Source organism: Micromonospora sp. WMMD1274, assembly GCF_049179035.1.
Classification (GTDB): Bacteria; Actinomycetota; Actinomycetes; order Mycobacteriales; family Micromonosporaceae; genus Micromonospora; species Micromonospora tulbaghiae.
On record NZ_JBMHMG010000001.1, the window covers coordinates 5,802,314 to 5,814,058 of the forward strand.

At 73.9% G+C, this 11,745-nt stretch carries 10 protein-coding genes and 1 riboswitch; of the genes, 8 read left to right on the forward strand and 2 right to left on the reverse strand.

Annotated elements, in window-relative coordinates; translation table 11 throughout:
- Positions 1–60: 60 nt before the first annotated feature.
- From ACN27D_RS27490 to ACN27D_RS27510, 5 genes are all read left to right on the forward strand, one after another.
- The gene (locus ACN27D_RS27490; RefSeq protein ID WP_421500350.1) at positions 61–1,356 is read left to right on the forward strand and encodes a cytochrome P450; all 1,296 of its coding nucleotides are present in this window, start codon (positions 61–63) and stop codon (positions 1,354–1,356) included.
- A gap of 42 nt (positions 1,357–1,398) precedes the next feature.
- A complete protein-coding gene (gene def / locus ACN27D_RS27495; RefSeq protein WP_030271057.1) occupies positions 1,399–1,959 on the forward strand; it encodes a peptide deformylase in 561 nt (186 codons plus the stop codon).
- Between the two features lie 5 nt (positions 1,960–1,964).
- Positions 1,965–2,891, forward strand: coding sequence for a methionyl-tRNA formyltransferase (gene fmt, locus ACN27D_RS27500; protein WP_121686318.1), 927 nt, complete (start codon positions 1,965–1,967; stop codon positions 2,889–2,891).
- Positions 2,888–4,483 (forward strand): RsmB/NOP family class I SAM-dependent RNA methyltransferase, encoded by a 1,596-nt coding sequence (locus tag ACN27D_RS27505; protein WP_421500351.1) that lies wholly within the window; start codon positions 2,888–2,890, stop codon positions 4,481–4,483. The genes fmt and ACN27D_RS27505 overlap by 4 nt, the downstream gene beginning before the upstream one ends.
- Before the next feature lie 236 nt (positions 4,484–4,719).
- On the forward strand, positions 4,720–6,468 hold the full coding sequence (locus ACN27D_RS27510) for a M28 family peptidase (protein WP_421500352.1): 1,749 nt from the start codon (positions 4,720–4,722) through the stop codon (positions 6,466–6,468).
- A 43-nt stretch (positions 6,469–6,511) separates the two neighbouring features.
- Here ACN27D_RS27510 and ACN27D_RS27515 read toward each other — a convergent pair whose 3' ends face one another.
- Positions 6,512–7,402, reverse strand: coding sequence for a septum formation family protein (locus ACN27D_RS27515; protein WP_252448497.1), 891 nt, complete (start codon positions 7,400–7,402; stop codon positions 6,512–6,514).
- Between the two features lie 77 nt (positions 7,403–7,479).
- On the reverse strand, positions 7,480–8,367 hold the full coding sequence (locus ACN27D_RS27520) for a septum formation family protein (protein ID WP_121685678.1): 888 nt from the start codon (positions 8,365–8,367) through the stop codon (positions 7,480–7,482).
- Between the two features lie 261 nt (positions 8,368–8,628).
- On the opposite strand from ACN27D_RS27520, the gene rpe reads away from it, so the two are divergent.
- The 3 genes from rpe (at position 8,629) to ribD (ending at position 11,745) form a co-directional block, all read left to right on the forward strand.
- Positions 8,629–9,309, forward strand: a complete 681-nt coding sequence (rpe, locus tag ACN27D_RS27525; protein ID WP_128137820.1) for a ribulose-phosphate 3-epimerase — start codon at positions 8,629–8,631, stop codon at positions 9,307–9,309.
- Between the two features lies 1 nt (position 9,310).
- On the forward strand, positions 9,311–10,267 hold the full coding sequence (locus tag ACN27D_RS27530; protein WP_091424366.1) for a response regulator: 957 nt from the start codon (positions 9,311–9,313) through the stop codon (positions 10,265–10,267).
- 74 nt (positions 10,268–10,341) lie between these two features.
- A riboswitch (FMN riboswitch) is annotated at positions 10,342–10,514 on the forward strand.
- Between the two features lie 169 nt (positions 10,515–10,683).
- Complete coding sequence (gene ribD, locus ACN27D_RS27535; RefSeq protein ID WP_421500353.1) at positions 10,684–11,745, forward strand: bifunctional diaminohydroxyphosphoribosylaminopyrimidine deaminase/5-amino-6-(5-phosphoribosylamino)uracil reductase RibD; 1,062 nt, start codon at positions 10,684–10,686, stop codon at positions 11,743–11,745.

Here is an 11,745-nt window from a genome sequence, read left to right on the forward strand (position 1 = left end):
GCCGGGGGACACCACCACCTCACCGGCACGGGTTCACCCGATCCGGCGGGCCGGAGCATGATGAAGGCCTCCGATGCCTGGGGAGGCGGAATCGTGGATCCCACCGACGCGCTCGCGCTGCTGATGTCCCCCGAGGGTCGTCTCGACCCCTATCCGACGTACGAGCGGCTGCGCGCGCACGGCCCGGTGGTCCAGGCCGGGCCGGTCTTCTACGTGGTCACCGGCTACGCGGAGGCCGACGCGATCCTGCGCGACGCCCGGTTCGGTGTGATGGACGACGCGCTGCGCGACCAGTTCATGCCCGGCTGGCGGGAGAGCCCGGCGGTGCTGTCGATCTCCCGGTCGATGCTGCGCACCAACCCGCCCGACCACAGCCGGATGCGGCGGCTGGCCGCGGGCGCGTTCACCCCGCGCCGGATCGCCGCCATGCGCGACGTGGTGCGGGCACAGGCCGACGAGCTGGTCGACGCGATGCTCGCCGCCGACGGGCCGGTCGACTTCATGGCCGCGTTCGCGTACCCCCTGCCGGTCGGGGTGATCTGCGCGCTGCTCGGCGTGCCGGCAGCGGACCGGCCGCTGTTCCGGCGCTGGGCCACCGACCTGACCGGCGTGCTCGAACCGGAGATCACCGCCGACGAGCTGGCGGTGGCCGACCGGGGCGCGGCCGAGCTGCGGAGCTACTTCACCGAGCTGGTGGCGGCCCGCCGCCGGGCCCCGGCCGACGACCTCACCACCGCGCTGGTCCAGGCCCACGACGGCGGTGACCGGCTCTCCGGCGACGAACTGCTGGCCAACCTGATAGTGCTGCTGGTGGCCGGTTTCGAGACCACCACCAACCTGCTCGGCAACGGCCTGGTGGCGCTGCTGGACCACCCGGACGCCGCGGCGGCGCTGCGCGAGCGGCCCGACCTGGCGCCCGCCTACGTCGACGAGTTGCTGCGCTACGACTCGCCGGTGCAGCTCACCTCGCGGATGAGCACCGCGCCGTCCCGGTACGGCGACGTCGACCTGCCGCCGGAGAGCTGGGTCATCGTGCTGCTCGGCGCGGCCAACCGCGATCCCCGCCGCTATCCGGATCCGGCCCGCTTCGACCCGTGGCGGGCGCAGATCGCGCCGCTGTCCTTCGGCGCCGGGCCGCACTACTGCCTCGGCGCGGCGCTGGCCCGGCTGGAGGCGCAGGTGGCGTTCCCGCTGCTGCTGCGCCGGCTGCCGGAGTTGGCCCTCGCGGGCCGGCCCGAGCGGCGGGTGCGGCTCACCCTGCGTGGTCACGCCACGCTGCCGGTGCGCGTGGGGCGGGAGGCGGCCCCGGTCACCGTTCCCGGTACGCCACCCGGGGCGGCCGGGCCGACTCCGTAGACTGGACGCGCATCGTTCGACCCAGACAAGGAGCCACGCCGAGTGACCGTCCAGCCCATCCGTCTGTTCGGCGATCCGGTGCTGCGCACGCCGGCCGACCCGGTCGTCGACTTCGACGCCGAGCTGCGCAAGCTGATCGCCGACCTGACCGACACGATGCGCGAGCAGAGCGGCGCCGGCCTGGCCGCGCCGCAGCTCGGGGTGGGCCTGCGGGTGTTCACCTTCGACGTCGACGACGTCCTCGGTCACCTGGTCAACCCGGTGCTGGAGTTCCCCGACGAGGAGGAACAGGACGGCCCGGAGGGCTGCCTGTCCATCCCCGGGCTCTACTTCGACACCAAGCGCCGGCAGAACGTGATCGCCAAGGGCTTCAACGGCTACGGCGACCCGCTGCAGATCGTCGGCACCGGCCTGATGGCCCGCTGCGTGCAGCACGAGACCGACCACCTCGACGGCGTCCTCTTCGTCGACCGGCTCGACGCGGCCGGCCGCAAGGAGGCCATGAAGGCGATCCGCCAGGCCGAGTGGTACGACCAGGCCGCCCCGCCCACAGTCAAGCTCAGCCCGCACGCCGCCGGCAACCCGTTCGGCCTGGGGCGGTGACCCGGATGCGCCTGGTCTTCGCCGGCACGCCGGCTGTCGCCGTACCGGCCCTGGACGCGATCGCCGCCTCCGGGCACGAGCTGCTCGCCGTGGTCACCCGCCCCGACGCCCCGGCCGGCCGGGGGCGGGGACTGGTCCGCTCGCCGGTCGGCGCGTGGGCCGACGCGCACGGCGTCGAGGTGCTCACCCCGGCCCGCCCGCGTGAGCCGGAGTTCCTCGACCGGCTGCGCGAGCTGGCGCCGGACTGCGTACCGGTGGTCGCCTACGGCGCGCTGGTGCCGCCGGTGGCGCTGGAGATCCCCCGGCACGGCTGGATCAACCTGCACTTCTCGCTGCTGCCCGCCTGGCGCGGCGCCGCGCCGGTGCAGCACGCCGTGCTGCACGGCGACGAGCTGACCGGGGCCAGCGTCTTCGAGCTGGAGGAAGGGCTGGACACCGGCCCGGTCTACGGCACCGTCACCGACGAGATCCGTCCCGCCGACACCTCCGGCGACCTGCTGGAGCGGCTCGCGCACTCCGGCGCCGGGCTGCTGGTCGCGGTCCTCGACGCGATCGGCGCCGGCACCGCCCGGGCCGTGCCGCAGCCCGCCGACGGGGTCTCGCTCGCCCCGAAGCTCACCGTCGAGGACGCCCGGGTCCGCTGGGGCGACCCCGCGTTCGCGGTGGACCGGCGCATCCGCGCCTGCACGCCCGCGCCCGGCCCGTGGACCACGTTCCGCGACGACCGGGTCAAGCTCGGCCCGGTCACCCCGCTGGCCGAGGGCCCGGAGCTGAAGCCGGGGGAGCTGCACGTGGAGAAGTCCGGCGTGCTCGTCGGCACCGCCACCACGCCGGTGCGCCTCGGCGAGGTGCGCGCCGCCGGCAAGAAGGCCATGCCCGCCGGCGACTGGGCGCGCGGCGCCCGGGTCACCGCCGGCGAGGTGTTCGCGTGACGGGGCCGTCGCGCCCGGACCGGCCCGCCGAGGGCGAGCGTCCCCGGGGGTACGCGCGTGAGCACGCCGACCGGCCCGGCGCGGATCGGCGTGGCGGAGACCGGTCCGGTGGGGACCGGCGTGGCGGAGACCGCTTCGGCGGAGACCGGTCCGGTGGGGATCGGCGTGGCGGTGACCGCTTCGGCGGTGACCGGTCCGGTGGGGACCGGCGCGGTGGGCGCCGTCCGGTCCGTCCGGCCGTGGACCTGCCCCGGCAGATCGCGTACGAGGCGATCGCGGCGGTGCACCGCGACGACGCGTACGCCAACCTGGTGCTCCCGGCGATGCTGCGCGAGGCCGGGCTGACCGGCCGGGACGCCGCGTTCGCCACCGAGCTGACCTACGGCACGCTGCGGCACACCGGCACGCTCGACGCGATCGTCACCGACGCGGCCGGGCGGGACGTGCAGCGCATCGACCCGCCGGTGCGCGACGCGCTGCGGCTCGGGGCGTACCAGATCCTGCACACCCGGGTGCCCGCGCACGCCGCGGTGTCCTCGACCGTGGACCTGGTCCGGTCGGTGGGGCCGGGCGCCACCGGGTTCGCCAACGCGGTGCTGCGGGAGATCACCAGCCGCGACGCCGACGCCTGGGTGGCGAAGATCGCCCCGGCCGAGGAGACGGACCCGATCGGGCACCTCGCGCTGGCGTACAGCCACCCGCAGTGGATCGTGCGGTCGTTCGCCGAGGCGCTCGGCGGCGACATGGGGGAGACGACCCGGCTGCTCATCGAGGACAACGAGCGCCCGCCGGTGCACCTGTGCGCCCGGCCCGGTCTGGCCGATCCGGTGGCGCTCGCCGACGAGGTGGGCGGCGCGCCCGGCGCGTTCTCGCCGTACGCGGTCTACCTGCCCGGCGGCGCGCCGGGTGACCTGCCGGCGGTGGCCGACGGCCGCGCGCACGTGCAGGACGAGGGTTCCCAGCTGGTGGCGGACGCGCTGGCAGCGGCGCCGCTGGACGGGCCGGACGGCCGGTGGCTGGACCTGTGCGCCGGCCCGGGCGGCAAGTCCGGCCTGCTCGGCGCGCTCGCCGCGACCCGCGGCGCGCGGCTGACCGCGGTCGAGGTGGCCGAGCACCGGGCGCGGCTGGTCGAACAGGCCACCCGTGGGTTGCCGGTGACGGTGCTGAACACCGACGGGCGCACCGTGGGCAGTGACCCGAAGCTGCCGGAGGAGCACTTCGACCGGGTGCTCGTGGACGCGCCGTGCACCGGGCTGGGCGCACTGCGCCGCCGCCCGGAGTCGCGGTGGCGCCGCCAGCCGTCGGATCTGCCGCCGCTGACCCGGTTGCAGCGGGAACTGCTCACCGCGGCGCTGCGGGCGGCCCGGCCGGGTGGCCTGGTGGCGTACGTGACGTGCTCGCCGCACGTGGTGGAGACGCACGTGACGGTGACCGAGGCGGCCCGGCGGTGCGGTTTCGGCGTCGACTTCGTCGACGCGCGGCCGCTGCTGCCGGCCGGCATGCCGGGCCTGGGTGACGGCCCCACGGTGCAGCTCTGGCCGCACCGCCACGGCACCGACGCCATGTTCCTGGCGGTCCTCCGCCGGGTCTGACCCACCTCTCTCCGCAGTCGATCAAGGAGTTCGTGTCCCCGGGGCCACCGTGCCCGGGCACGAACTCCTTGATCGTCATGCGGCGAAATGGGGAGGGATGGAGCGTGTGCGGCATCCCGGTGGGGGGAGGGGGCCGGTGGGATGTGACAGCCCGTTGACTGTGCGATCGATACATGTAACTGTTCCGATCACCGGTCCCGGCACCCCCGCCCGCCGAACCCCCACGAGGAGTCTCCATGAGACGCAGAACGCCGACCACGAGCCTCGCGCTCGCCCTCGTCGCCACCCTGACGACGGCGAGCCTGGCCGGCACCGCCTCCGCCGCGCCCGCTCCGGCCCCCGCCCCCGCCCCGGCCGCCGCCGCGCTCGCCGCGCCGGACGTCTCCCTGAGCAACATCCAGGCCCACCTCACCCAGTTCAACTCCATCGCCACCAGCAACGGCGGCAACCGGCGCTCCGGCTCGGCCGGCTACACGGCGTCGGTCAACTACGTCAAGGGCAAGCTCCAGGCCGCCGGCTACACGGTCACCGAGCAGAACTGCTCCACCTGCACCTACCCGGGCAACAACCTGATCGCCGAGTGGCCGCAGGGCCCCTCCGACCAGGTCGTCATGTTCGGCGCGCACCTGGACGGCGTCGCCGCCGGCCCCGGCATCAACGACAACGCCTCCGGCTCGTCGGTGCTGCTGGAGAACGCGCTGGTGCTGGCCGCGCAGAACCCGACCATGACCAAGCGGGTCCGGTTCGCCTGGTGGAACGGCGAGGAGCAGGGCCTCCAGGGCTCCAAGCACTACGTCAACCAGCTCAGCTCCACCCAGCGCGGCTACATCAAGGGCTACTACAACTTCGACATGGTGGGCTCGCCCAACGGCGGCTACTTCATCAACCGGATCACCTCGGCCACCGCCGCGCCGCTGAAGGCGTACTGGGACTCGTTCGGCATCTCGCCGGAGGAGAACACCGAGGGGCAGGGCCGCTCCGACGACTACTCGTTCGCCAACGCCGGCATCCAGACCTCCGGCTACGCGGCCGGCGCGAGCTACACCAAGAGCTCGGCGCAGGCCAGCAAGTGGGGCGGCACCGCGGGCGCGGCGTACGACGGGTGCTACCACCGCTCCTGCGACAACACCAGCAACATCAACACGACCATCCTCAACCGGGCCGCGGACGGCGTCGCGTACGCGATCTGGCAGCTCGCGGTCGGCGGCGGCACCCCGACCAACGACTTCTCCGTCTCGGTGAGCCCCACCTCCGGCAGCGTCGCCCGGGGCGGCTCCACCACCGCCACCGTCAGCACCGCCACCACCGCCGGCAGCGCGCAGACCGTGGCGCTGTCCGCCAGCGGCGCCCCGAGCGGCGTCTCGGTGAGCTTCAGCCCGTCGTCGGTCACCTCGGGCGGCTCGTCCACCATGACCGTCACCGCCTCGTCGACGGCCACCACCGGCACGTTCACGCTCACCGTGACCGGCACCGGCTCGGCCACCCGCACCGCCAGCTACACGCTCACCGTGACCGGCGGAAGCGGCGGCTGCACCGGCGGCCAGCTCATCGGCAACAGCAGCTTCGAGTCCGGCACCACGCCGTGGACGGCCAGCTCCGGCGTCATCACCAACGACTCCCGGCAGGCGGCCCGCACCGGGTCGTACAAGGCGTGGATGAACGGGTACGGCTCCTCGCGTACCGAGACGCTGTCCCAGTCGGTCACGCTGCCGGCCGGGTGCAGCAGCTACACGTTCTCGTTCTGGCTGCACATCGACACGGCCGAGACGACCAGCTCGACCGCGTACGACAAGCTGACCGTGCAGGCCGGCTCGACCACGCTGGCCACGTACTCGAACCTGAACAAGGCCACCGGCTACACCCAGCGCACCTTCAACCTGGCCGCGTACGCGGGTCAGACGGTCACGCTGAAGTGGACCGGCGTCGAGGACTCCTCGCTGCAGACCAGCTTCGTCGTGGACGACGTGACGCTGCAGGTCGGCTGAGCGGTCCCGGGCGGGGTGGGCGCCGGCCCGCCCCGCCCGGGTCTCAGGTGATCGGCAGCGCCTTGGCGCCCGCGCCCTTGACCGACCGGGTCAGCGAACGCTCGGAGACCCACAGGAAACACTGCACGCCCCGGTCGCCGTCCCGCCACTGCTCCTCGAACGGGTGGTAGATGATGGTGCCGGCCCGGTACTGCATGTTGCCGTCGTTCGGCAGCTTCGCGTACTTGGCGATCAGGCCGCGGCACGCCTTGTGCGTGCGCAGCGGCGTGCGCTCGAACTCGGCGTAGCTGATGTCCGGCGCCTGGTAGACGCCGACGAACTCGGCGTGGTGCCGGGAGGTGCAGGCCACCGGCCGCATCGCCTGCACCTCGTCCTTGCTCAGCTTCGGGTTGAAACAGCCGAACGCGAGCTTGGAGCCGGGCTTCAAGGCGCCCCGCAGGCTGCCGGTGCGCTGGGCCACGGCGCCCTCGTCCAGGTCGGTGATCTCGGCGACGTCGCAGCGGTACCAGCGGGCCCCGCCGGACCACGCGAGCGCCGAGGGGAAGACCACCGCCAGGCGCAGCCGCCCGCCGCGCCAGTCCGCGCCGACGGCCCGGGTGACCTGCCGGGCGCAGTCGGCGTGCGCGGCGCGCATCCCGGCCGAGCCGGTACGCGGCGGCGCGGAACGCTCCGCCTCCGCGCCGGTCATCGTGCCCACGTGCAGCGTCTCGGTGCGATGCGGGGCGGCGCAGTCGACCGGCTGGTAGCCGCTGAGGTAGCCGACGTCGGCGACGGTGGGGTGACAGGCGCCGGACTTCGGCACGAAACCGACCGGCGCGGCGAACGCGGGCCAGTCGTCGACCAGGTCGCGGTCCACTCCGGCCGGCGCGGCACAGCCGCCGAGCGCCAGCGCCAGCGCCGCGCCCACGGTGACCGCCACCCGCCATCGCCGCATCCCGACCGACCTCCCCCGCGCATCCGGCGCCACCCGGTCGACCGGTACGCCTCGGCGGTGCAGCATACGGCAGCGGCTCAGGTGACCGGGAGTCCCTCGGGCCCGGCGCCGCGCACCGAGCGGTTCAGCTTGCGGTCGTCACTCCACAGGAAACAGCGCACGCCCCGGTCGCCCTCCTCCCACTCCCGCTGCGACGGCGGGTAGAAGATGGACCCGGCCCGGTACGGCAGTTCGGCGTTGTCCGGCACCTCGGCGAACGCGGCGATGAGCGTCATGCAGCGCCGGTGCGTGGCGGGCGCGCCCCGGGTGAACTCGGCCCAGCTCATGTCGCCTTCCTCGTACACGCCGACGAACTCGGCCCGGTGCGGTTCGGTGCACAGCACCGGGGCCATGTAGTTGAGGTTCTGGCCGATCAGCTTCGGGTCGAAGCACCTGTGCACCAGCGGGTTGTCGCCGACGAGCGCGCCGCGCAGGCTGCCGACCCGGTTGACCGGGCGGGTGTTGTCGATGCTGTCGGTCTCGGCCAGGTCGCAGCGGAACCAGCGGGCGCCGGACGTCCAGGCGGTGACGGTGGGCAGCGCGATGTTCAGGGTCAGCCGGGCGGCGTGCCAGTCCCCGCCGATCATCTCCCGGGCCCGCTGGTCGCACTCGGCGCGCGCGGTCCGCAGCGCCGGTGAGCCCGGTTCCGGGCGTACGCCCTGCGCCGCCGGCCCGCTGAACCGGCCGACGTGCACGGTCTCGGCCAGGTGGCTGCCCGCGCAGTTCACCGTCTCGTACGTCGCGGCGGCCACCACTGTGCTCAGCCGGGGCAGGCACGCCTCGGTCGCCGGGACGAACAGCTGCGGCACCGGCAGCGCCGCCCAGTCGTCGATCAGGTCGCCGTCGGCCCGGTGTGTCTGAGCGCATCCGGCGAGCACCGCAGTCACGGCGCCGGCCAGCGCGAGCACGTGGAGCCACCGTCGCATCGTCCGCCCCTTCCGGGAGAGATGACAGCCGGTCGCCACAGGCCCGACCGGCGTCCCCCGCGCCCGGGCGTGCAGCATACGTGACCGTCCCTGTAGGAGTTTCGTCATCTTTCAATCGATCGGCCAGTCACCGGCGACTATTCGTGCCGATTTTCTCTCCGGACGGCCGGATGGTGCACCACCGGTGAATGAGGCATCACCACCTGTCACTCCGGGAGACGTGCCGCGACCTCCGGATCACCGCGTTCGTACACTGGCCCGGTGACCGTACCGCCGCCGATCGTCGCGCCGAGCATCCTGGCCGCCGATTTCGCCCGCCTCGCCGACGAGGTCCGTGCCGTGGAGCCCGCCGCCGACTGGCTGCACGTCGACGTCATGGACAACCACTTCGTGCCCAACCTGACCATCGGACTGCCGGTGGTGCAGAGCCTGCGCGCCGTCACCGGGATTCCGTTCGACGTGCACCTGATGATCGAGGACCCGCGCCGCTGGGCGCCCGGGTACGCCGACGCGGGGGCGTACAACGTCACGTTCCACGCCGAGGCGTGCGACGACCCGGTGGCGCTGGCGAAGGACCTGCGCTCGGCCGGGGCGAAGGCGGGGCTGGCGATCGACCGGGACACCCCGATCGAGCCGTACCTGGAGCTGCTGCCGAGCTTCGACACGCTGCTGATCATGACGATCAAGGCCGGCTTCGGCGGCCAGCGTTTCCTGCCGCAGCTGCTGGACAAGGTGCGCGCGGCCCGCCGGCACGTCGACAGCGGACACCTGGAGCTGCGCATCGAGGTCGACGGCGGCATCGCCGCGGACACCATCGAGCAGGCCGCCGCGGCCGGCGCCGACGCGTTCGTCGCGGGCACCGCCGTCTACGGCGCCGACGATCCCGCGGAGGCGGTACGCCGCCTGCGGGGCCTGGCGGAACGCGCGATGACCGGGGCCTGAGATGGACCCGGCCGGCGAGCGACCCGACGTGATCCTCGTCGTCGACGACGACGAGGACATCGCCCGCTTCGTCGAGTTCAACCTGCGCCTGCACGGCTTCGAGGTGCTGCACGCCGCCGACGGCCAGGAGGCGCTGGAGATCATCGAGCGGCAGCGGCCCGACCTGGCGGTGGTCGACCTGATGATGCCGCGCATCGACGGGCTGGAACTGACCCGGCGGCTGCGCGCCGACCCGATGACCTCGGCCCTGCCGGTGATCATGCTCACCGCCAAGGGGATGACCCAGGACAAGGTCAACGGGCTCAGCGTCGGCGCGGACGACTACCTGGTCAAACCGTTCGACACGCTGGAACTGGTGGCCCGGGTCAACTCCACGCTGCGGCGCAACAAGGAGTTCCGGGAGGTCTCCCCGCTGACCGGGCTGCCCGGCAACAGCCGGATCCGGCGGGAGATCAGCGACCGGGTGCGCAACGGCGTCGACTACGCCGTCGGCTACATCGACATCGACCGGTTCAAGAGCGTCAACGACCGGTACGGCTTCGTGCGCGGCGACGAGTTCATCTCGGCGCTGGCCCGTAGCCTGCACCGGGCGGTGGTGTCGATCGGGCTGCCGCCGGCGTTCCTCGGCCACGTCGGCGGTGACGACTTCGTCATCGTCTGCACCCCCGGTCAGGTCCGGCCGCTGACCAGCCGGGCCGTCGTCGACTTCGAGAAGGCCGCGGACGCGCTCTACGACGCGACCGACCGGGAACGCGGCTTCGTCGAGCTGAAGGACCGGCGCGGCAACATCCGCCGCGCCGCGCTCGTCACGCTCTCCATCGGCGTGTCGCTGTCCGATTCCGGCAAGCGGTTCACCGATCCGCTGGAGGCGATCGCGGTCGCCTCGGAGATGAAGACGGTGGCCAAGAGCCAGCCCGGCTCGTACGTGGCGGTGGACCGCCGGCGCGGCGTCACCTGAGGCGGTCCTGTGAGGTAGCTCGCCTCTGTGGCGCGCGCCCGGGCGGAACGTGTAAGACTTCCCGTATACCCACCACGCGCTGGCGGGGCTCGGTGAAATTCCGAACCGGCGGTGATCCACGGCCCGACCGTGGTAAGCCCGCGACCCGGACGGCTTCGGCCGGACGGTGGACCTGGTGAGAATCCGGGGCCGACGGTTGGGGTGCGGCTCGTCCGCCCCCAGAAAGTCCGGATGGGAGACAGCGCGCGGAACGGGGGAGGCCCCTGCCGGCCGCTGAGCACCCTCAGCCGCCGCGTGGGCTCCCCGGGGTCGGCGTCGCCGTCCCCGGGTTCTCCGCCGCCGCGTGTCCGCGGCTTTCGTGGCCGTTGCTCCCGAACCTGCCCGCGCGCGACCGGCGAGCGGGAGGACAGGCGGCCATGGCGAGCGTCTCCGTCGACGAGGCGATGCGTCGTGCCATCGAACTGGCCGCGCGCGGCCTCGGCGCCACGAGCCCCAACCCGGTGGTCGGCTGCGTGCTGCTCGACACCGACGGCGAGGTCGTCGGCGAGGGCTTCCACGCGTACGCCGGCGGCCCGCACGCGGAGATCGTCGCGCTGGCGCAGGCCGGCACGCGCGCCCGCGGCGGCACCGCGGTGGTCACCCTGGAACCCTGCGACCACACCGGCCGCACCGGCCCGTGCAGCCACGCGCTCATCGCCGCCGGGGTGTCCCGCGTGGTGATCGCCGTGCCCGACCCCAACCCGGTCGCCTCCGGCGGCGCCGCCACGCTGCGCGCCGCCGGGGTCCAGGTCGCCTTCGGGGTACGCGCGCAGGAGGCCGAGGCCGGCAACGTGGCCTGGCTGACCTCGATGCGCCGGGGCTGGCCGTACGTGATCTGGAAGTACGCGGCCACGCTCGACGGGCGTTCCGCCGCTGCCGACGGCACCAGCATGTGGATCACCTCGGAGGCGGCCCGGATCGACGTGCACGCGCTGCGCGGCACCGTCGACGCGGTGCTCGCCGGGGTGGGCACCGTGCTCACCGACGACCCCCGGCTGACCGCCCGCAACCTGCGCGACGGCACGCTCGCCATCCGGCAGCCGCTGCGGGTCGTGGTGGACAGCTCGGGGCGTACCCCGGCCGAGGCCCGGGTCCGCGACGGCGCCGCCCGCACGTGGGTGGCCACCGCCGCGGAGGTCGGCGCCGGGCCGGACGGCCGGGTCGACCTGCCGGCGCTGCTCGCGGAGCTGCACCACCGGGGCGTGCGGGCCGCGCTGCTGGAGGGCGGGCCCACGCTGGCCGGCGCGTTCCTCGCCGCCGGCCTGGTCGACAAGATCGTCGGGTACGTCGCGCCGAAGCTGCTCGGCGCCGGCCCGACCGCGCTGCTCGACGCCGGCGTGAGCACCATCGCCGACGCGATCGATCTGGAGATCACCGACGTTACGCGGGTCGGTCCCGACCTGCGGATCACCGCGCTGCCCCGGAAGAGGGAGGGCTGA

Coding starts and splice junctions, on each gene's coding strand:
- ACN27D_RS27520 (WP_121685678.1), bottom strand. CDS start 8,367: ATGCGACGGTGGCTCCACGTGCTCGCGCTGGCCGGCGCCGTGACTGCG.
- fmt (WP_121686318.1), top strand. CDS start 1,965: ATGCGCCTGGTCTTCGCCGGCACGCCGGCTGTCGCCGTACCGGCCCTG.
- ACN27D_RS27515 (WP_252448497.1), bottom strand. CDS start 7,402: ATGCGGCGATGGCGGGTGGCGGTCACCGTGGGCGCGGCGCTGGCGCTG.
- ribD (WP_421500353.1), top strand. CDS start 10,684: ATGGCGAGCGTCTCCGTCGACGAGGCGATGCGTCGTGCCATCGAACTG.
- ACN27D_RS27490 (WP_421500350.1), top strand. CDS start 61: ATGAAGGCCTCCGATGCCTGGGGAGGCGGAATCGTGGATCCCACCGAC.
- ACN27D_RS27510 (WP_421500352.1), top strand. CDS start 4,720: ATGAGACGCAGAACGCCGACCACGAGCCTCGCGCTCGCCCTCGTCGCC.
- ACN27D_RS27530 (WP_091424366.1), top strand. CDS start 9,311: ATGGACCCGGCCGGCGAGCGACCCGACGTGATCCTCGTCGTCGACGAC.